We start from the raw sequence: 20475 nt of genomic DNA, 5'->3' as shown, positions 1-20475 counted from the left end.
TCACAATTTTGGTTAACATGCCCTGGCACCCGGCGACGGTAAAGCACGCAATCGCGGGGTAGCGAGTCCGATCACAAAGTTTTATTTGCGGGCAAGCTGCCCGGCAAGGAGGGCCAGGCTTCTGAGCTGCTGCGCCAGATCCTCGCGTTCGGCCTGCTGCGGGGTACGGCGCGCGCTGGAATGGCGGGTCACCAGCGTTACCGGCAGCTGAACCTGCCAGCATTCCTCCCCCCCGCTGGGGGACAGAAGCCACTCCACGCTGCGCTCGCCAGCCTCGCGAAACGCCTGACGAATGGTCGTCAGCGGCGGAGAAAACCAGGCGCTGTCTGCCGTATCGTCAAACCCGACCACCGATATCTGGCCAGGAACAGCTATCCCTTTTTCCGCACAGGCGCGCATTACTCCAAGCGCCATCTGATCGTTCGCCACCAGAATGGCATCCGGCAGTACCGCCCCCGAGAGCAGCACATGTCCCTTCTCATAGCCGCTGGCCGCGCTCCAGTCGCCGTAGGCCACCGCAGCCGCGTCGAGACCCGCCTGCGCCAGCGTCGCTTTCCATCCCGCCAGACGCGCGCGCGCAGAGACAGAGCTTTCCGGCCCGCTCAGCAGGGCAATATGCTGATGCCCCAGCGAAAGCAGATGCTCAACGCCCAGGCGTGCCCCCTCCTCGGCGTTGAACACGAGGCTATTTACCTGCGCTGACGGTGACACGTCGAGGAACAGCACCGGGACGGGCATCGCCAGCGACCTGAGCGCTTCGGCGTGCGGATCGTCAAGCGGCACATTGACCAGCAGCGCGTCTACCCGCTGCCCCAGCAGCGCCTGAAGCGCCGCCTGACACTGCTGCGGCTGCTCCACCATGGAAATCAGGACGCTCGCCCCCTGCCCTGCAGCCCGGGATTTTACCGCCGAGACAATTTGCGAAGGCGCGTGCAGCGCCAGATCGGTGGTGATGAGCCCCAGCGTACGGGTGCGTTTCCCCGCCAGCTGCTGCGCCCGCAGGTTGGGAACGTAATGCAGCTCCGCCATTGCCTGCTGCACCTTTTCCCGCGTGCGGGCAGAGACGTGCTCCGCGTTGTTAATCACGCGGGAAACGGTCTGATAAGAAACCCCCGCAAGGAGGGCGACATCATAAAGAGTGATTGCTTTCATGCGTTCTGGCATCGCGATTTTCGAAGCGTCTATTCTGGCACAGCGACGCTGTTAAAACATGTGAGCGCTTCGCAAATTAAACAACGCGCTCCGTCTGCGTCATTTTCTCACCGCGCGGCTTCTGGCGGAACCAGGGCAAACAGAGCTGGATAAGCGGGCCAATGGTCAGAGCATACGCCACAGTTCCCACCCCAAACGAGCCACCCAGCACGCACCCAATCAGCAGGACGGACACTTCGATGGAGGTACGCACGCTGCGAATGGACCACCCCAGCCGGGCGTGAATGCCGGTCATCAGGCCGTCGCGCGGACCAGGCCCGAAACCGGCCCCGATGTACATGCTGGTGGCGATCGCGTTCATCACGATGCCCGACACCAGGAAAGCGATGCGCACGGATAACGAACTCAGTTCGGGGATAAGCGCCATGCTGGCGTCCGCCGCCAGACCGATACAAATCACGTTGCTGATCGTGCCAAGACCGGGCATCTGACGCAGTGGGATCCACAGTAAGAGCACCGCAGCCCCGGTCAAAATGATCACCGTCCCGATGCTCATCCCCAGCTGTATTCCCACGCCAAGGTGAAACACATCCCACGGATCGACCCCCAGATCCGCACGAATAAACATCGCGGTGGAAAGCCCATACAGCCCTAAACCGACATAAAGTTGTAGCAGACGACGTACCATTTTTATCTTCTCCAGTGAACCCGACTTTCATCCTGACCTAAAATGGCACTAAGATTAATGTCCAGTTTTTAAATAGTGGACTGCTTATGTCATCACGCCGCTTCGGAAGCCAGTCTTTGGTACGCCTTTTAGGGCACTGGCAGCAAACTTCATCCCGCACTCCGCTCTGGCGCCAGCTGGCCGACGCGCTGCGCTTATTAATCCTTGATGGCCGGCTGGCACTGCATACGCGCCTGCCGGGTGAGCGTGAGCTGGCGACGGCGCTGAACGTCAGCCGAACCACCGTCAGCAGCGCCCTCGCCCACCTGCGTGAAGAGGGTTATCTTGAAAGCCGCCACGGCAGCGGGTCGCGCGTCATCCTCCCGGATGCACGCGCCGTTCCCACCCTTTCCGCAGCGAGCGTCGCCCTGGATCTTTCCACTGCCGCCCTCAGCGCCGGGCCGGAGATCCACCAGGCTTACACCCATGCACTTACGGCTATTACTCAACACCTCTCGCTGACGGGCTACGAGCAGCTTGGGCTGCCGGCGCTACGGGAGGCCATCGCTGCGCGCTATACCGCGCGAGGTCTTCCAACCCGGGCAGACGAGGTGATGGTGGTCAACGGTGCCGTCAGCGGGTTCGCGCTGGTGCTGCGGATGATGGCCGGACCGGGGGATCGCGTCGTGGTCGATCACCCCACCTATCCGCTGGCGATTGCCGCTATTCAGGGAGCACAGTGTCGGCCAGTAGGAGTGTCGTTACCGGAAACGGGCTGGGATACGGATGGCTTTGCGGCTACGCTTGCCCAGACCGCGCCGCGCCTGGCCTACCTGATGCCCGATTTTCACAACCCAACCGGTCGATGCATGGATATCGCCACCCGTCAGGCAATCGCTGATATGGCAGCCCAGACCCGCACGGCGCTGGTCGTGGATGAAACGATGGTCGATCTCTGGTTTGATTCGCCACCGCCGCCACCGCTGGCATCGTTTAACCCGCAGGCCAGCGTGATTACGCTAGGCTCTGCCGGAAAAAGCTTCTGGGGCGGGCTGCGTCTCGGCTGGATCCGCGCCTCCTCGCGGACTATCGCCACGCTCGCCCAGACGCGCGATACGCTGGATTTAGGCTCGCCGCTGCTAGAGCAGCTGGCAACGCTGTGGCTTATCGACAATAGCGAGCGTTTTCTGCCCGCTCGCCGCAAGATGCTGGCGGAACGGCGCGATCGATGCAGTAACCTGCTGCGAGAACATTTCCCGGAGTGGACGTTTCATGAGGCGGAGGGTGGGCTCTCTTACTGGATCGAACTTCCTGGCATGCTGGCGACACAGCTTGCCGCACGGGCAGAAATCATCGGGATTAACTTGGGAACCGGGACGCGGTTTGGCTTATCGGGGTCGTTTGACCGCTTTTTACGTATGCCCTTTTCGCTGGAGCCAGCGGAGCTGGAAGCGGCATTGCTGCGGATTAAACCGTTATGGCTCGCGCTAAATTCAAATACGCCAGCAGTCAAACGCCGCCTGGTTTAATATTAAAATTTTGAACTGGATCATAAAATAAAAACTGCTGACTGTAATATATGCAGTCAGCAGTTTTCACTGGTCAGGATTTAGTGCTGAGGAGGAATGGGGAAACCTTTCAGGGAAATAACGAAATTATCACCGTCTTTCTTTATTTTTGCACCGGTATCACACCAGTCAGACGCAATACGAAAGAACTCATCGCTTCCAACATTCCAGCCAAGACGTACATGCTTCACGTAGCCTGAACGCAACAGAGCGCAGGCCTCGTTGTAGTCACTGGCAGTTGACAGTTGTTGTTTCATTTTCTCTTCTTCAGAAGTTTACGTATGGCCTTGATTTCTTTAGGAGTAAAAGGAGAAACACTCTCTTCTTCCGTATGCTGATTATCAATATCCTCTTCCGATACTCCCGCCTCTTCTACTGCTTCAAACGCCAGCAGCAGCAGTTTCTCTGTGGTCACGCTTAAATTTTCGTTATTTACTTCCGCATAGTGGCGGAGTCTTTCTTTTAGCGCTTCGTCAATTTTAACATTTAAAACTGCAGTAGCCATGTTTATCACTTCCCTTCGGAATAAGTACTTTATTTAATACACGAAGTTATCACTGTTATCCAGATCTATATTTTTTTGAATTTTGACGAAAATAGACGTCCAATTATAAAATGCCAGTCTATTATTACAGGTTTATGACAGTAATATTTCAGAGCGATGAAATATATATTACACGGTATAGGCATTATATTATTGTGGAATAAAGGCTAAAAAGAGATGGAAACAGGAAAGATGGATGAGGCCACAAATGGGTGGGGGCCCTGCCAGCTACATCCCGGCACCCACGTCGTCTGCCCTGGCTGCTTCCTTCCGGACCTGACCTGGTGAACAGAGTAGCGTTGCGGGAGAACCAACAGAGCCCCCATTGAGAGCGTTGATAACCAACGCGCTGGCGCATTATCCCTGTGCGAAGAGCCAATTGCAAGCGACCAGGAACCGGATGCTGGTTTCTTGCGCAAACAGGCGCAGCAATCAGGGCGATCTTCGTTTACCATGACGGTCCAAACATCCCCACAGGTGAAGGTATGGACGAAAACGACTCCTTTCCCCAGCGCGTATGGCAAATCGTGGCCTCGATTCCGGAAGGCTATGTCACCACCTACGGTGATGTGGCAAGGCTGGCAGGCTCTCCACGCGCGGCGCGACAGGTCGGTGGCGTCCTGAAGCGGCTGCCGGAAGGCAGTACGCTGCCCTGGCATCGGGTGGTAAACCGTCATGGCGCTATCTCGCTGACCGGGCCGGATCTCCAGCGTCAGCGTCAAGCATTGCTTTCAGAGGGTGTGCAGGTGTCGGGCGCAGGACAGATAGATTTGCAGAAATACCGCTGGGTGTACTAAACCCTCCCCCGAAGGAGAGGGTAAGAGCAACAGTTACATCTGGGTCGGTGGGGTTGGCAGGGACGGCTGATTGGTCTGTGGAGCAACCGGGACTTCGGTTTGCTGCACCGGCACCAGATTCAGGTCGATTTTGGTTCCACCGTGGTTAATCGCTTCCTGGACCGTATCGGTGATAAAGACCAGCTTGCCGTTAATGGTTACTGCAGCGCTCAGCAGAATACGGGCATTTGGCTGCACGTCTGATGGGTTATACGGCAACACGAAGCTAAACGGAGCCTGCTTACCTTCAGTACGGACCGCGCGCTGAGCCAGCACCTTCGACGGCGCGTCCGCCAGGGAAGCATCAGACAGCGTGACCGTTAATACCGCATCCGGCGGCAGAGCGACTCTCTGTTTAATCCAGATTGTACCGGAAACGTTAGGCTGCTGAATGGATTGCTGTGAAAGGGTATTAATCCCGTTCGGATCTGCAGCTGGTACCGGCACCTGGGCGCTCTTACCGGCACAGGCGGACAACGCCACCGCAATAGCTACACCACTTAGCATGGGCACGAGTTTCATTGAAGTCTCCTTATCATCAATGCACCAGCGGGATCGATCCCATCCGATGTCGTTTCAATCACATAACGTTTTTAAGTGTGGCACAGATCACCGATTAATGCCTAAAAACGTGCCGACATTCAGATTATTCTACCCATCGGACCACTTTCATTTCTGCGTTATACTCTGCCTATCTTTCGCTACGGCGTTTATTGAGGACAATTATGAGTCAGGCACTGAACAATCTGCTGACATTACTGAATCTGGAAAAAATTGAGGAAGGACTCTATCGCGGGCAGAGCGAAGACCTCGGCTTACGTCAGGTTTTCGGCGGCCAGGTCGTTGGACAAGCGCTCTACGCTGCAAAGGAGACCGTCCCTGCAGACCGCCTGGTGCACTCATTCCACAGCTATTTCTTACGCCCTGGCGACAGCGCAAAACCGATCGTGTATGACGTTGAAGTCCTGAGAGACGGTAACAGCTTCAGCGCACGCCGCGTGGCGGCCGTTCAGAACGGTAAGCCTATCTTTTATATGACCGCCTCTTTCCAGGCACCGGAACCGGGGTATGAACATCAGAAAGTGATGCCGCCAGCACCGTCGCCGGACGAACTCAAATCAGAGACCGATATCGCCCGCGCGCTGGCGCATCTGCTTCCGCCGCAGGTCAAAGAGAAGTTTCTCTGCGATAAACCGCTGGAGATCCGCCCGGTTGAGTTCCACAACCCCATGAAAGGCCACACCGCCGAGCCGAAACGTCAGGTCTGGATCCGCGCCAATGGCACCGTGCCGGAAGATTTCCGCGTGCATCAGTATCTGCTGGGCTACGCGTCTGACTTTAACTTTCTGCCGGTTGCGCTACAGCCGCACGGCGTTGGTTTCCTTGAAAAAGGGATGCAGGTCGCAACCATCGATCACTCCATGTGGTTCCACCGTCCGTTCAATATGAATGAGTGGCTGCTTTACAGCGTGGAGAGTACGTCAGCGTCGAGCGCTCGCGGGTTTGTGCGTGGAGAGTTTTATACCCAGGACGGCGTGCTGGTCGCTTCTACGGTGCAGGAAGGGGTAATGCGTAATCGCGGGTGATGGTGTGCGGCCTGATGCCCTCACCCTGCCCCTCTCCAATGGGAGAGGGAATAAACATTAAAAACGGCAACCGAAGTTGCCGTTTTGCTTTTATTAGGCGTTATACGCATTCTCGCCGTGGCTGTTGACGTCCAGACCTTCGCGCTCCTGCTCTTCCGGTACGCGCAGCCCAACGGTCATATCCGCCAGCTTATAGCCAATGAAGGCGACAACAGCAGACCACACCACGGTGATAGCGATACTTTCCAGCTGCACCAGCACCTGATGAACCATGGTGACACCTTCTGCGTAGCCCACGCCACCCAGTGATTTCGCGGCGAAGATGCCGGTCATGATACAGCCGACGATGCCGCACACGCCGTGGACGCCGAACACATCGCAAGGGTCATCCACGCGCAGCACGCGTTTCAGTGCGGTGACGCCCCACAGACCTGCCAGACCCGCGACCAGTCCCACCAGCAGCGCACCACCGACACCCACATAGCCACACGCCGGGGTGATACCGACCAGACCGGCAATCGCCCCTGAACAGGCACCCAGCAGGGAAGGTTTACCGCGTACCGCCCACTCGCCGAATACCCAGGAGAGAATTGCACCCGCCGTCGCCACAACGGTGTTCACGAAGGCCAGCGCGGCGATTTCGTTTGCGGCACTTGCGGAGCCGGCGTTGAAGCCGAACCAGCCAAAGTAGAGGATAGCCGTACCGGTAAACACCATCGGCAGGTTATGCGGTTTGAACGCCTCTTTACCGAAGCCCACGCGTTTGCCAATCAGGTATGCGCCCACCAGACCCGCTACCGCGGCGTTGATATGTACAACGGTACCGCCCGCAAAGTCTAGCGCGCCGTGCGTTGCCAGCAGACCACCGCCCCAGACCATGTGCGCAATCGGCACATAGGAGAGGGTCAGCCAGACCACCACGAAGATCAGAACGGCAGAGAAACGGATGCGCTCCGCCAGCGCGCCCACAATCAGCCCGACGGTAATGCAGGCGAACGAGCCCTGGAACGCGACGTGGATGTACTGGTAGAAGCTGCCCATCAGCGCGGTCAGTTCAATATTTTTCAGCATTACCCAGTCGAAGTTACCAAAGAAGGCGTTGCCGGTACCGAAGGCCAGCGAGTAACCGTAAACCACCCACAGCACGCAGACCAGCGCGAACGTCACGGCAACCTGCGTCAGCATGGAGAGAACGTTTTTGCCGCGGATCAGGCCGCCGTAGAACAGCGCAATGCCCGGGATAGACATGAACAGCACCAGCGCGGTGCTGATCATCATAAAGGCGTTATCGGCTTTGTCTGCCACGGCAGGAGCAGCCAGCGCCAGGCCCGGCAGCAGTGCCAGCGAACCCAGACCCGTTTTAAGTGTTGCTATCTTCATTTTCTCGATCCCTATCACTGTGTGCCAGGCGTTATTTACAGTGCCGCTTCGTCAGATTCGCCGGTACGAATGCGAATGACGCGCTGCAGTTCGGCAACGAAAATTTTGCCGTCGCCAATTTTGCCGGTGTAGGCCGCTTTGCTAATCACATCAATCACTTCATCAAGCTGATCGTCAGCAATCGCGACATCAATTTTTACTTTTGGCAGAAAGTTAACGCTGTATTCCGCCCCGCGATAAAGCTCGGCATGACCCTTCTGACGACCAAAGCCTTTCACTTCGGTGACAGTCAGTCCCTGAATACCCATTGAGGACAATGCTTCACGCACGTCTTCCAGTTTGAATGGTTTGATTACCACCGTAACCAGCTTCATAGATCCCCTCCAGTCAGAATTCGGTAATGGCCGCAGCTCACGCAGAAGGTATTGCAAGGGGTGTGCCAGAAATGAAATGGAGGGAGAAAAGCGGTGCGACGAGCGTTATGCCGTCTTCCTTAATGAACCGGCGAAAAAAAACGCACCATGTCGGTGCACGGTGCGTTTCAGTATTGCACCAACAGGAATGACTGTTAGCGCGTTGCTTTGTTTTGGTGCATCAGGCGCTGAGCGACTCTTCCTCGCGCACGCTGGCCGCGAGCTCTTCACCCGCCAGTTGAAGCTGATACATCTGCCAGTAGCGCCCTTTGGCTTCCAGCAATTCACGGTGCGTCCCGCGCTCCACGGCTTGTCCGCGATGCAGCACCAGAATGGTATCGGCATCGACAATGGTGGAAAGGCGATGGGCAATCACCACCAGCGTCGTATGGTCGCGTACCGCGGCCAGCGCCTGCTGGATGGCCTGCTCGGTGCCGGAGTCAATGCTGGCCGTCGCTTCATCCAAAATCAGCACCTGCGGGGTTTCAATCAGCACCCGCGCCAGCGCGAGAAGCTGCTTTTGCCCAACGGAGAGGTTGTTTCCCTGCTCGCCCAGCCGGGTATTAATCCCGTCGCTAAACCCGCGCGCAAGGTCTGCCAGCTGCACTTTTTCCAGCACCTCCCATACCTGCTCCTGAGAGTAGTCTCGCCCCAGGGTCACGTTGGCGTAGAAGGTATCGGCCAGGACGACCGGATCCTGCTGCACCATCGCGACGCCTTTACGCAACACGTTGTGGCTGAGAGACGCGAGCGGGCGTCCGTCGAGGCGGATTTCGCCTTGCGTGACCGGGTAGTAGCCCATCAACAGGCTGGCGAGCGTGCTCTTGCCGCTTCCCGTATGTCCCACCAGCGCCACGAAACCGCGCGACGGGACATCCAGCGTAATGTCCTGCAACACCAGCCGGTCTTCGCGATAGGCAAACGAGACGATATCAAAGGCAATGGCGCCGCTTTGCAGAGGTCGCTCGTCACGACCGTAGGCCTGGCGCGGCCTGTCCATCAACTCAAACACGCGCTCGCCGGCGACGACCGCCTGCTGCAGCATCGATTGCTGGGTCGTGAGCTCGATCAGCGGCTCGTTAAGGCGCCCCAGATAGCTAATAAAAGCGTACAGCACGCCCACTTCAATCGTACCGCTTGAGCTCAGGCCAAAGAGCATCAGTAAACCGCAAAGCACCAGCGCAGAGAAAAGGCTGAGCAGCGGACGCAGCAGGAAGCCGTCAAGGCGCAGCGTCTGCATACGCGCCATATAGTGCGATCGGCTGGCTTCGCCCATCCGCTCGCCAAAGCGCGCCTGCTGGCGGAACTGCTGGATGACGCTCATGCCGTTAATCACTTCGTTGAAGCCATCGTTAATGTCGGCCAGATAGGCGCGCACCCGACGCACGATTGGCGTGCTGTAGCGCTGGTAGATGATCATCACGATCAGCACCGCCGGGAAGATGGTAATCGCCACCAGCGCCATGCGCCAGTCGAGGCTGAACATCGCCACCAGCATCGCGCCGATCAGCGCCGCACTGCGTAACACCGTCGCGACCACGGTGACGTACAGGTCGCGGATCACTTCGGTATCGTTGGTCACGCGCGAAATCACCTGCCCGACCGGCTGGATATCAAACTCGCTGAGCGGCTGGCGAAGCGCCGCGTCCATTACATCCGTGCGCAACTGCTGAACCACGCCTACGGCGGCACGGTTAAACAGCAGCGACTGCGCATAGTGCAGCCCTGCCGCCGCAAGCTGCAACCCAACGTAGGCCACGCCTAAGCCCGCCACCAGCCCCAGCGGCAGGTCGCTTTTGGCGACCATATTGTCGATGAAGTAGCTGATGAGCAGCGGCCCGCTCACCTCAGCAATCGCCGCTATCCAGAGTAAAAGCACGGCCACGGAGAGGGGTTTGCGCCACGGCGAGCCGTAGGCCAGCAGACGTTTGAGCGTCGGCCACATCGTTCCGAGCTTACGCATTGGTGGCCTCCTGATCCTGTTCCGGCGCATCGTCCAGCGCCGCCTCAAGCTGTTGATAGCGGTACATATCGCGATACCAGCCCGGCTGCTCGGCAAGCGTTTCATGCTGCCCGCGCTGGGCAATGTGTCCGTGCTGTAAGACCAGAATTTCGCTGGCCTCGGTGAGCGCTGACAAACGGTGGGCGCTGATAATCACCGTGCGTCCGTCGCCCCACTGGCGCAGGTTATGCAGAATCTGATGCTCGGTACGACCATCCACGGCGGAGAGCGCATCATCCAGAATGAGGATTTCAGCATTCAGCAGCAGCGCGCGGGCAATCGAGATTCGCTGTTTCTGCCCGCCGGACAGCATGACGCCACGTTCCCCGACTTCCGTTTCGTAGCCCTGCGGCAGACGCAAAATATCGTCATGTACGCTGGCTAAGCGCGCCACATGTTCGATCTCTTCCTGCGTCGCCGACGGGTGACCAAGCGCAATGTTATTCGCCACGGTGTCCGAAAATAAAAACGGCGTCTGGCTGACTACCGCCAGACGGCCACGCCACTCGTCCAGCAGCAGGTTCGCCAGGGGGATATCATGGAAACGGATATCGCCCTCGGTGACGTCAAAGTGGCGCTGAAGCAGAGAGAGCACGGTACTTTTTCCGGACCCCGTCGGGCCGCAGATGCCCAGCATCTGGCCCGGCCGCAGCGTAAAGCTAACGTTCTCCAGCACCGGATGTTCCGTTTGCGGATAGACAAATTTGCGAACGTCGACGTTCATAACGCCGCGCCCTTCCGGCACCGCTTCGCTGCCGTCATTGACCACCGGCGCTTCGGCCAGCATGGCGCGGATGCGGCTGTAGGCGGCGCTGCCGCGCTCTACGATGTTAAACATCCAGGCCAGCGCCAGCATCGGCCAGATCATCAGCCCCAGATACATCGCAAAGCTGGTCAATTGCCCCAGGGTCAATGTGCCCTGCACCACCATCCAGCTCCCGCCGCCAATCGCCAGCAGGTTTGCCATGCCGATTGCGACATAAATCGTTGGATCAAATCGCGCATCAATACGCGCGACGCGCATGTTTTTCGCCCCCGTGTCTGCCGCATCGGCCGCAAACAGCGCGGACTGCCGATCTTCGAGGCCAAACGCTTTGATCATGCGGATGCTGGTCATGCTCTCCTGGGTGCGATCGTTCAGAGAAGAAAACGCCGCCTGCGCCAGCTTGAAGCGCTCGTGCAGCTGTTCGCCGTAGCGATTGATCGCCAGCGCCATGATCGGCATCGGCAGCAGGGCGAGCAGGGTTAATTGCCAGCTGATCTGCGTGGACATGACGATCAGCACCGCACAGCCCATCACCAGCGAATCCACCAGCGTCAGCACCCCTTCCCCGGCGGCAAAGACCACGCGATCGACGTCGTTCGTCGCGCGGGCAATGAGATCCCCGGTGCGATGACGCAGATAAAATTCGGGATGCTGTCGGCTCAGCTGGCGGTAAAAATCTTCACGCAGCTCAACGGCCAGCTGATAGGACGCACCAAACAGCAGCACGCGCCAGACGTAGCGCAGGAGATAAACAATGACCGCCGTCAGCACCAGTGTGCCAACCCACATCAACACCCGTGCGGTGGTGTAATGCTGTTCAGTGACGCCATCCACGACGTAGCCCACCACCTTCGGCGGGATCAGCTGCAAAATGGCAATGATAATAAGCAGGGCGACTGCACCGAGGTAGCGTTGCCACTCCCGACGAAAGTACCAGCTTAATTGGGCAAATAATCGCACGCGGTTTGTTCCTGAAGGTATTTTACGAAGTTATTCAATGGGTAAGGCTGTGGTGTACTTAATCTGTTCCATGGCGAAGCTTGAGGTGACGTCCGACAAGCCCGGGACGCTGTTCACCAGCCGCTTGTAGAAATCATCATAGCGCTTCATGTCAGCCACCTGGACGCGCATCAGGTAATCGTACTCGCCGGCCATACGCCAGAAGCCGAGCACCTCGGGCATCTCAGACACCTGAGTGACGAAGCGGCAATACCACTCGCTGCTGTGGTGTTGGGTTTTTATCAGCACAAATGCCGTCAGCCCAAGCCCCAGTTTTTCGGGATCGAGTAATGCGACGCGCCCCAGAAGAATGCCGTCATCTTCCAGCTTTTTTAGGCGCTTCCAGCACGGTGTGGTGGTCAGATTAACGGCATCTGCCAGCGCCTGCAAAGAGAGGGTACAGTCACTTTGCAGCAATGAAAGGAGCTTGCGGTCAATTTTATCTAGCATACCCACCTCATAGAGAAAATTTTTCTCCCTTCATTCTATTTTAAAGGCCAGATAGCAACAATTTTTTCTGTGCTTTTCGCTATGCTGGGCACAAAATGACAAACGGATAACTACGATGAATAGCACCTGGGTTAAACATGCCATCAGCGAAATCAATGCCGACTACCAGCGCTCGGCGGATACCCACCTGATTCGCCTCCCCCTGCCGGGATTTGACGGTATTCAGCTCTACCTGAAGGATGAAAGCACCCATCCTACCGGTAGCCTGAAGCATCGCCTGGCGCGCTCTCTGTTTTTATACGGTTTGTGCAACGGCTGGATCAAAGAAGGCACGACCATTATTGAATCCTCATCCGGTTCAACGGCGGTGTCTGAAGCCTATTTCGCTCGTCTGCTGGGCCTGCCGTTTATCGCCGTGATGCCCTCCTGCACCGCAAAACGCAAAATCGAGCAGATCGAATTTTACGGCGGACGCTGCCATTTTGTGGAAAGCGCCTGCGAAATCTACGCTGCCTCTGAAATGCTCGCCCGCGAGCTAAACGGCCACTATATGGACCAGTTCACCTTTGCCGAGCGCGCAACGGACTGGCGCGGCAATAACAACATTGCCGACAGTATTTTCCGCCAGATGACCCACGAACCGCATCCGGTTCCGTCGTACATTGTGATGAGCGCCGGTACGGGCGGCACGTCAGCCACTATCGGACGCTACATTCGCTGTCAGGGCTACGATACCCAGTTGATGGTGGTTGACCCCCAGAACTCCGTGTTCCTCGACTACTGGCAAAGCCGCGATGCCGGCCTGCGCAGTCCGGTGGGCAGTAAAATTGAAGGAATTGGCCGCCCGCGCGTGGAACCGTCGTTCATTCCTGACGTTGTCGACGAAATGCTCCGCGTGCCGGACGCCGCCAGCGTCGCCACCGCGCACTGGCTGGAGACGCAGCTCGGCCGCAAGGTGGGCGCATCAACGGGCACCAACATGTGGGGCGCACTGCAGCTTGCGGCACGCATGCGCGAGGAAGGCCGTACCGGCTCCATCGTCACGCTGCTGTGCGACAGCGGCGAGCGCTACCTTGAGACCTACTACAATGCGGAGTGGGTACAGGCCAACATCGGCGACATCACCCCGTGGAAAGCGCAGATTGCGCAGCTGCTGGAATAAAAAAAGCCAGACCGAAGTCTGGCTTGCTGGAAGGGTCTCACTATTCGGGGGAATATGGGAGGTTGTTGTTGTCCAGCCAATGCGTCAAAAAATGGGACACCGCTTCGTTGCCGCAGTGTCCGATAACCGGTAGATGAGGAAGCTCTGCGATCAGTTGCGGCATCGCATTCCCCATAATCAGGCCGCGCCCCACGCTGCCCAGCATTTCACGGTCATTCATGGCGTCGCCAAACGCCATACACTCCTGCAGCGTTAAGCCCAGGTGGTCGCTGAGCACCGCCAGGGCTGAACCTTTGTTACAGCCCACCGGCAGGACTTCAAGACAATCCACCGCCGAGAAGGTCAGGTGCGCCCGGTCGCCCAGCGCCTCATTTAATTGAATGCGTAAGCGGCAAAGATCGTCGTGATCGCCACAGAAGCAAATCTTGGTCACCGCGTGGGCAGGGATCCGGCGCAGATCGATAAGCTGGTATTTGAAGCCGCTATAAACATGCGCGTGCAACAATTCGGGGATTTCGCTTCCGGTAAACCAGCCTTGATCGTTGAATACGTGGATACTGGCCTGCGTGTCCCACGTGCTGTGCAGAACAATATCCGCCACTTCCGGGTTGAGATCCTGGCGGTGCAGCACCTCTCCTTCAACGGTGTGAATGCGCGTTCCGTTACCCGTGATTAAAAACGCATCCAGGGAAAACGTGCCCAGCAGATGACGCATCTCCAGCACGTGGCGGCCAGTGGCAAACGTCAGGGTGACATCACGCTCGCGCAGACGCTTCAGGGTACTCAGCGTTTTCTCCCCCAGACGGTGATCCGGCATTAACAACGTACCGTCCATATCAAATGCAGCGAGGCGGGCCATGATTACTCCTGAAATGTGATGCGATTAACTTGTGCATCAGTATCGTGTGAGATATACGGAAGTAATAGTGAATAGATGAAAATTATTGTTCCGGGTTTCTTATGCGCCAGCTTAACCGTCTTAACCAGTATCAACGCCTGTGGCAACCTTCCGCTGGCGCTCCACAGCAGGTCACCATAAGTGAGCTTGCCAGCCGCTGTTTTTGTAGCGAGCGGCATGTCCGCACCCTGCTGCGTCAGGCTCAGGAGGCGGGCTGGCTCAGCTGGCACGCGCGGTCTGGTCGCGGCAAGCGCGGTGAGCTGACGTTCCATGCCAGCCCGGAGTCACTGCGCAATGCGATGATGGAAGAGGCGCTGAAGAGCGGGCAGCAGCATAACGCGCTGGAGCTGGCCCAGCTTGCTCCTGAAGCACTGAGATCGTTGTTGCATCCGTTTTTAGGCGGACAGTGGCAAAACGACACGCCGACGCTGCGCATCCCCTACTATCGCTCGCTGGAGCCGCTTCAGCCGGGCTTTTTGCCTGGCCGGGCGGAGCAGCATCTGGCGGGACAGGTATTTTCAGGCTTGACGCGTTTTAACGGTAACAGCAGTGAACCCACGGGCGATCTCGCGCATCACTGGGAGGTCTCTGCTGACGGGCTGCGCTGGCATTTCTACATTCGCTCCACCCTGCACTGGCATAACGGCGATAAAATAGAAACGGCGCAGCTCCAGCGAAGCCTGACGGCACTGTTGACGCTTCCCGCCCTGCGCACCCTGTTCAGGAGCGTTTTACGTCTCGAAACAACGCATCCACAGTGTCTGACATTTATGCTGCATCAACCGGACTATTGGCTGGCGCACAGGCTGGCAACCTACTGCAGCCGTCTGGCGCATCCCGACTATCCTGAACTTGGCTGCGGCCCCTTCCGGCTGGCCGCATTTGAGCCCGACCTGGTTCGTCTGGAAAGCCATGAGCAATACCACCTGAGCCATCCGCTGCTCAAAGCCATCGAATACTGGATCACCCCCCAGCTGTTTGATTACAGGCTGGGCACCAGCTGTCGTCACCCGGTGCAAATCGCGATTGGCGAGGCCGATGAGCTTGAAACCCTGAGGCTGGTCAGCAGCAGCACCAGCCTGGGCTTCTGTTACCTCACGCTGAAACAGAGCGCGCGTCTGAGTGAGATCCAGGCGAAGCGGCTTATCAATATCATCCATCTCTCCAGGCTTCTGCACACGCTTCCGCTCAACGAAGGACTCATTACGCCCACCGAGGAACTGCTTCCCGGCTGGACAATCCCCGAATGGCCTGACTTAACGGACGTTGCCCTGCCTGGGGCGCTGACGCTGGTTTACCATCTTCCCGTTGAGCTTCACACCATGGCCAGCCAGTTAAAGGCGTACCTGGCGCAACAGGGTTGTGACCTGACCGTCATCTTCCACGACGCCAAGACGTGGGACGGATGCCAGCAGCTTGCCGATGCAGACATCATGATGGGGGACAGGCTGATTGGCGAAGCGCCAGCGTATACGCTTGAGCAGTGGCTGCGCTGCGATGCCCTGTGGCCGCACGTGTTAAGCGCACCGGCCTACGCCCATCTGCAAGCCACGCTGGATGCGGTGCAGTCTCAGGCCGAAGCTCGGGACCGACACGCCGGTCTGCAAGCCATTTTCAACCGCCTGATGGAGAATGCGGTGCTGACGCCGCTTTTTAACTATCAATATCAAATCAGCGCCCCGCCGGGAGTCAACGGCATACGCCTCAACACCCGCGGCTGGTTTGATTTTACCGAAGCCTGGCTTCCCGCCCCCAAATCGTGAAGAAGCTGGTCGCCGCCGTAGCCAGACGGTAACATAACGTTTTTACCGTAACAGTCGAGATGATTTATGAAACGTGCCGTCGTCGTGTTCAGCGGAGGACAAGACTCTACAACCTGCCTGGTTCAGGCCCTTCATCAGTATGATGAAGTTCACTGTGTGACTTTCGATTATGGCCAGCGTCACCGCGCTGAAATCGACGTTGCCCGTGAACTGGCCCTAAAACTAGGGGCACGCGCGCACAAGGTGCTGGACGTTACGCTGTTAAATGAACTGGCCGTCAGCAGCCTCACCCGGGACAGTATTCCTGTACCGGACTACGAACCCGATGCCAGCGGCATTCCGAACACGTTTGTGCCGGGGCGAAATATTCTGTTCCTGACCCTTACGGCGATTTATGCCTATCAGGTAAAAGCCGAAGCGGTAATTACGGGCGTATGTGAGACCGACTTCTCAGGATACCCGGACTGCCGCGATGAGTTTGTCAAAGCGCTCAACCACGCCGTCAATCTGGGGATGGCGAAAGAGACGCGCTTTGAAACCCCGCTCATGTGGCTGGATAAAGCCGAAACCTGGGCGCTGGCCGACTACTGGGGCAAGCTGGATTTGGTTCGCAGCGAAACCCTCACCTGCTATAACGGCATCAAAGGCGACGGTTGCGGCCAGTGCGCCGCCTGTAATCTGCGCGCTAACGGGCTTAACCATTACCTGGCTGATAAAGTCGGCGTGATGGCGGCAATGAAGCAAAAGACCGGACTTAAATAGCGTTTTTTGACCGTGCTGTCGCAAAACAGGTGTCGACAGCACGAGTGCACCTTAATATGTCTTATACGATCATCAACTCCAGCTTTTCCCGCAATTCCCCTTCCAGCGGCAGCGCTTTCTGAGTTTTCAGATCGATACAGACAAAGGTGATCAGTGCATCAGCCACCACCTGCCCTTCTGGATCGAGCGTCACCACCTGGCTTAACACGCCGCTCTTGCCGTTTAGCTGTTTTACCTGGCTGGTCACGGTGAGCACATCGCCCAGCACGGCCGGACGGCGATAGTTGATGTTGATATTGACGACCACGAACGCGATGTTGTGCGCGGTCAGCCACTGAAAGCTTTCGCTGTTTTCCAGCCCGTCCCAGCGCGCTTCTTCAAGAAACTCGAGATAGCGAGCGTTATTGACGTGCTGATAAACATCAAGATGGAAACCGCGTACTTTGATTTTTGTCTGCATAGCGCAATAGCCTTTCATTGTTATAGGATCAGAGGTCATAACTGGTATGACCTCTTTATCCTGGCAAACTTTTGCCGCAGTGCAAGAAATTGCGTTATTACAGTGTCAGGTGTGAGAGGTTGCGCTCAACCAGCGCGCTGCCCATGCCCGGAACCTGTTTGAGATCGTCGACCGTTTTGAATGGGCCGTACTCTTCACGATAGCTGACGATAGCCTGCGCTTTTTTCAGGCCCACGCCATTCATTGCGCGGGCGAGATCCTCTGCCGAGGCCGAGTTAATGCTGACCCGCGTACCGTCATCATCCGCATTTTTACCGACGTCAGCCGCTTTGGTCTGCCCTTGTACCGGCGCGGCCGCGTCAGACTTGCTCTGCGTAGCCTGTGGTTTGGCGGCGGTCGCCGCCGCCTGCGCGCCCGCGCTCATCCCGGTGGTGGCAATAGCCAGCGTAATTAACAGTGCTTTGATTCCACATTTCATGCTGTTATCTCCTTGTTTGTTGACAGCCACGCAACGATAGCCGCCTGTGAAAACAGGCACAAACAGCAGATTGCAGAAATGGAAAAGGCCGCGAAAGCGGCCTTTAGTTTTTGCAGAGCGTTACGAAAATCTGCGAGCAGACACGTAATTACTGCTGCTGGGTCATGACATCGCCCAGCTTGATTTTGGCGTCTTTACGCAGGTTGCTCATCATGGCTTCGAAAGCAATCTGAGCATTGTTCTGAGTAATGCCCTGAACCATCGCCTTCTTCTGCGCTTCTGGCAGAGTGCCGGCTTTCACGTCGTCCAGCGCCAGCAGAACAACGTTACCCTGCATATCGGTGGTGGTACCGAAGCTTGGCTTGTCTTTTGCCGGCAGCGTCAGGCTAAACGCGGCCTGACTGATTGGGTCCTGACCGGTGCGGCTAAGCGTTTTTGCCTCACCGAAGCTCAGACCTACCGCTTTCAGCGCGTCCTGTTTACCCGCTTTCAGATCGGCCAGAATCTTCTCAGCGTCCAGTTTAGCCTGCTGTTCTGCTTTGTTATGCTTAACCTGAGCGACGACCTGATCCTTCACTTCCGCCAGCGGTTTGACCGCTTCTGGCTTGTGCTCGCTGACGCGCAGAACAAAGGCGCGATCGCCGTCAACGGTAATGATGTCAGAGTTGCTGCCCGGCGTGCCGTTCTCGCCCACCAGACCACCGTTAAAGATGGCATCAGAAACCGGTTTGAAGTTCAGCTCTTCCGGCAGGTTGTCGCGACCAAACCAGCCGGTCTCAACCGCTTTCACACCCGCCGCCTGCTCTGCACCTGCCAGAGATTCGTTGTCGTTGCTGGCAGCATCGCTCACCTTCTGCTGCAACGCGTAGTAGGCATCCAGGGCTTTTTCCTGTTTCACTTTCGCGGCGATATCATCACGAACCTCAGCCAGCGGCTTGGTTTTCGCCGGGGTGATGTCGTCCAGACGCACGACCAGGAAACCAACGGATGATTTAATCACACCAGACAGCTGGCCTTTCTCTTTCAGGCCGGCATTTTTCAGCTCGTCGGGCGTGGTTGCGTCTTCCAGCCAGCCCATATCACCGCCGTTTTTCGCAGAGATAATGTCGGTGGATTTCGCTTTCGCAAGGGTGGCGAAATCAGCGCCTTTGTTCAGCTCATCCAGTACCGCCTTAGCATCTGCTTCAGTTTTGGTCTGAATCACGCTGTAGCGGTTACGCTGCGGCTGAGTGAACTGATCCTGATGCTGGTCGTAGTAAGACTGGATCTCGGCATCAGACGCGCTTTCCTGCAGCGCAGCTGCATCCAGCTTAATGTAGCTGACGCGGAACTGCTCCGGAGAAACAAAGGCGTTTTTATTCTGCTCGTAGTAAGCATTAACGTCTGCGTCGCTCACCTGCTGTTTCGCCGCCAGGGCGTTCACATCAATGGTCGCTTCACGGACCACGCGCTGCTGGGCCACCAGCGCGGCCAGTTCGTCGGTTTCACCTTTAAGCATGAAATCGGTACCCACGACAGCGTTAATGAGCTGCTGGGTTGTCAGCTGGTTACGCAGCGCCTGCGCGTACTGATCCGCCGTCATGCCCATCTGGTTAACGATACTGTTGTAACGCGCGTTGTCGAATTTACCGTTAGACTGGAATGCCTGAGTGGCGAAGATCGCTTTTTTGACCTGCTCGTCGCTGATGCCAAGGCCCAGCTTTTTGGCATACTGATCCAGCAGCGCTTCGTCGATAAGACGGTTCAGTGTCTGTTGGCGCAGGGTTTTCATGTACCCTTCATTCGCCGCCAGTTCAGAGAATTGGTCGCCCAGCTGTTGCTGCATACGGTTACGCTCACCGGCAAAAGCATTCTCGAACTGACCACGGCTGATTTCCTGGCCATTCACTTTTGCGGCATAGTTCGCGCCACCGCCAATAAGGTAACTGCTCACGCCGGTCAATATGAACGACACGATAATGATACCGAAAATAATCTTGAGCACGAGACTGTTAGCAGCCGTGCGTAAGCTGTCCATCATGGTGTAACAACACTCCGCTGTAGGTGACTGGTTACCTGACGCTGACGGAAAATCCTGCCCGTCGCGCGTGAAGGCGTATTGTGACAAGAAAACGGGGCGATTGTCAGCCCACAACTCGCATAAACTCGCACAAATCAGGTCTGGACAAACAAAAAAGGCACATCAAACGATGCGCCCTTGTACTATCCGGCTTCCCTGAAACGGGAAAGCAATCAGTTTACTGCGTCTTTCAGCGCTTTACCTGCACGGAAACCCGGCACTTTAGCAGCAGCAATGGTGATCTCTTTACCGGTCTGAGGGTTGCGGCCAGTACGGGCAGCACGCTCTTTAACAGCAAAAGTACCGAAGCCTACCAGTGCAACGTCGTCCCCAGCCTGCAGAGATTCAGTAACAGAAGCAATTAATGCATCTAACGCACGTCCAGCTGCAGCTTTAGAAATATCAGCACCAGCAGCAATTTTGTCAATCAGTTGAGATTTATTCACTGTTCTCTTCCTCTCTTTATAATTTATATCGCGCCTGAGTCCTTCACAACGCGACCGCGCAGCAGTTATATCAGGCCTGCCATG

At 56.9% G+C, this 20475-nt stretch carries 20 protein-coding genes, 1 other RNA gene and 1 pseudogene; 6 read left to right on the top strand and 16 right to left on the bottom strand.

Going from position 1 to position 20475, the window contains the following annotated elements; translation table 11 throughout:
- Positions 1-81: 81 nt before the first annotated feature.
- Together APT89_RS17835 and yczE are read right to left on the bottom strand one after the other, a co-directional pair.
- Positions 82-1152, bottom strand: a complete 1071-nt coding sequence (locus tag APT89_RS17835; RefSeq protein WP_041912056.1) for a LacI family DNA-binding transcriptional regulator — start codon at positions 1150-1152, stop codon at positions 82-84.
- Between the two features lie 76 nt (positions 1153-1228).
- Positions 1229-1840, bottom strand: coding sequence for a membrane protein YczE (gene yczE / locus APT89_RS17830; protein ID WP_047362439.1), 612 nt, complete (start codon positions 1838-1840; stop codon positions 1229-1231).
- Positions 1841-1926: 86 nt separating this feature from the next.
- Between yczE and yczR the strand changes: the two genes are divergently transcribed.
- Positions 1927-3348, top strand: coding sequence for a MocR-like transcription factor YczR (yczR, locus tag APT89_RS17825; protein ID WP_060573160.1), 1422 nt, complete (start codon positions 1927-1929; stop codon positions 3346-3348).
- 80 nt (positions 3349-3428) lie between these two features.
- Here the strand turns inward: yczR and APT89_RS17820 are convergent, their stop codons facing one another.
- From APT89_RS17820 to ffs, 3 genes are all read right to left on the bottom strand, one after another.
- Positions 3429-3644, bottom strand: a complete 216-nt coding sequence (locus tag APT89_RS17820) for a hypothetical protein (RefSeq protein WP_028012176.1) — start codon at positions 3642-3644, stop codon at positions 3429-3431.
- Positions 3641-3892, bottom strand: coding sequence for a hypothetical protein (locus tag APT89_RS17815; RefSeq protein WP_041911071.1), 252 nt, complete (start codon positions 3890-3892; stop codon positions 3641-3643). The genes APT89_RS17820 and APT89_RS17815 overlap by 4 nt, the downstream gene beginning before the upstream one ends.
- A gap of 258 nt (positions 3893-4150) precedes the next feature.
- An RNA gene (ffs, locus tag APT89_RS17810) (signal recognition particle sRNA small type) lies at positions 4151-4247 on the bottom strand.
- A gap of 84 nt (positions 4248-4331) precedes the next feature.
- On the opposite strand from ffs, the pseudogene APT89_RS17805 reads away from it, so the two are divergent.
- A pseudogene (locus APT89_RS17805) lies at positions 4332-4728 on the top strand (MGMT family protein).
- A 33-nt stretch (positions 4729-4761) separates the two neighbouring features.
- Here APT89_RS17805 and APT89_RS17800 read toward each other — a convergent pair.
- Entirely contained in the window at positions 4762-5289 is a 528-nt protein-coding gene (locus tag APT89_RS17800; RefSeq protein ID WP_028012173.1) for a YbaY family lipoprotein, read from the bottom strand.
- A gap of 203 nt (positions 5290-5492) precedes the next feature.
- Between APT89_RS17800 and tesB the strand changes: the two genes are divergently transcribed.
- A complete protein-coding gene (tesB, locus tag APT89_RS17795; RefSeq protein WP_028012172.1) occupies positions 5493-6353 on the top strand; it encodes an acyl-CoA thioesterase II in 861 nt (286 codons plus the stop codon).
- A gap of 93 nt (positions 6354-6446) precedes the next feature.
- On the opposite strand, the gene amtB is transcribed toward tesB, so the two are convergent.
- The 5 genes from amtB to APT89_RS17770 form a co-directional block, all read right to left on the bottom strand.
- Positions 6447-7733: an ammonium transporter AmtB gene (gene amtB, locus APT89_RS17790; protein WP_014882787.1), complete on the bottom strand. Its 1287-nt coding sequence runs from the start codon at positions 7731-7733 to the stop codon at positions 6447-6449.
- Between the two features lie 35 nt (positions 7734-7768).
- On the bottom strand, positions 7769-8107 hold the full coding sequence (gene glnK / locus APT89_RS17785; protein ID WP_008503304.1) for a P-II family nitrogen regulator: 339 nt from the start codon (positions 8105-8107) through the stop codon (positions 7769-7771).
- Positions 8108-8327: 220 nt separating this feature from the next.
- Entirely contained in the window at positions 8328-10109 is a 1782-nt protein-coding gene (locus tag APT89_RS17780; protein WP_060573159.1) for a SmdB family multidrug efflux ABC transporter permease/ATP-binding protein, read from the bottom strand.
- Entirely contained in the window at positions 10102-11874 is a 1773-nt protein-coding gene (locus APT89_RS17775) for a SmdA family multidrug ABC transporter permease/ATP-binding protein (RefSeq protein WP_045259904.1), read from the bottom strand. Before APT89_RS17775 ends, APT89_RS17780 begins: the two co-directional genes overlap by 8 nt.
- A 30-nt stretch (positions 11875-11904) precedes the next feature.
- Complete coding sequence (locus APT89_RS17770) at positions 11905-12363, bottom strand: Lrp/AsnC family transcriptional regulator (protein ID WP_008503307.1); 459 nt, start codon at positions 12361-12363, stop codon at positions 11905-11907.
- A gap of 115 nt (positions 12364-12478) precedes the next feature.
- Between APT89_RS17770 and APT89_RS17765 the strand changes: the two genes are divergently transcribed.
- On the top strand, positions 12479-13525 hold the full coding sequence (locus APT89_RS17765; protein WP_041911077.1) for a PLP-dependent cysteine synthase family protein: 1047 nt from the start codon (positions 12479-12481) through the stop codon (positions 13523-13525).
- A gap of 40 nt (positions 13526-13565) precedes the next feature.
- On the opposite strand, the gene cof is transcribed toward APT89_RS17765, so the two are convergent.
- Positions 13566-14384 carry an HMP-PP phosphatase gene (gene cof / locus APT89_RS17760; RefSeq protein WP_028012168.1) on the bottom strand — a complete coding sequence of 273 codons (819 nt, stop codon included), beginning with the start codon at positions 14382-14384 and terminating at the stop codon, positions 13566-13568.
- A gap of 101 nt (positions 14385-14485) precedes the next feature.
- Here cof and APT89_RS17755 point away from each other — a divergent pair, with 101 nt between their 5' ends.
- Complete coding sequence (locus APT89_RS17755) at positions 14486-16186, top strand: SgrR family transcriptional regulator (RefSeq protein WP_045631407.1); 1701 nt, start codon at positions 14486-14488, stop codon at positions 16184-16186.
- Between the two features lie 66 nt (positions 16187-16252).
- Positions 16253-16948, top strand: a complete 696-nt coding sequence (gene queC / locus APT89_RS17750; protein WP_023332238.1) for a 7-cyano-7-deazaguanine synthase QueC — start codon at positions 16253-16255, stop codon at positions 16946-16948.
- Between the two features lie 61 nt (positions 16949-17009).
- Here queC and APT89_RS17745 read toward each other — a convergent pair whose 3' ends face one another.
- From APT89_RS17745 to hupB, 4 genes are all read right to left on the bottom strand, one after another.
- Complete coding sequence (locus tag APT89_RS17745; RefSeq protein ID WP_060573158.1) at positions 17010-17408, bottom strand: YbgC/FadM family acyl-CoA thioesterase; 399 nt, start codon at positions 17406-17408, stop codon at positions 17010-17012.
- A 97-nt stretch (positions 17409-17505) separates the two neighbouring features.
- Complete coding sequence (locus tag APT89_RS17740; RefSeq protein ID WP_041911079.1) at positions 17506-17886, bottom strand: helix-hairpin-helix domain-containing protein; 381 nt, start codon at positions 17884-17886, stop codon at positions 17506-17508.
- 148 nt (positions 17887-18034) lie between these two features.
- Positions 18035-19906: a peptidylprolyl isomerase gene (gene ppiD / locus APT89_RS17735; RefSeq protein ID WP_060573157.1), complete on the bottom strand. Its 1872-nt coding sequence runs from the start codon at positions 19904-19906 to the stop codon at positions 18035-18037.
- Between the two features lie 212 nt (positions 19907-20118).
- Positions 20119-20391, bottom strand: a complete 273-nt coding sequence (hupB, locus tag APT89_RS17730) for a nucleoid-associated protein HU-beta (protein WP_002444653.1) — start codon at positions 20389-20391, stop codon at positions 20119-20121.
- Positions 20392-20475 lie beyond the last annotated feature (84 nt).

This window comes from Enterobacter sp. 50588862 (assembly GCF_001462935.1).
Taxonomy (GTDB): domain Bacteria; phylum Pseudomonadota; class Gammaproteobacteria; order Enterobacterales; family Enterobacteriaceae; genus Enterobacter; species Enterobacter bugandensis.
Note: the sequence above shows the minus strand (reverse complement) of the source record. Positions and strands in the feature narration are given on the sequence as shown.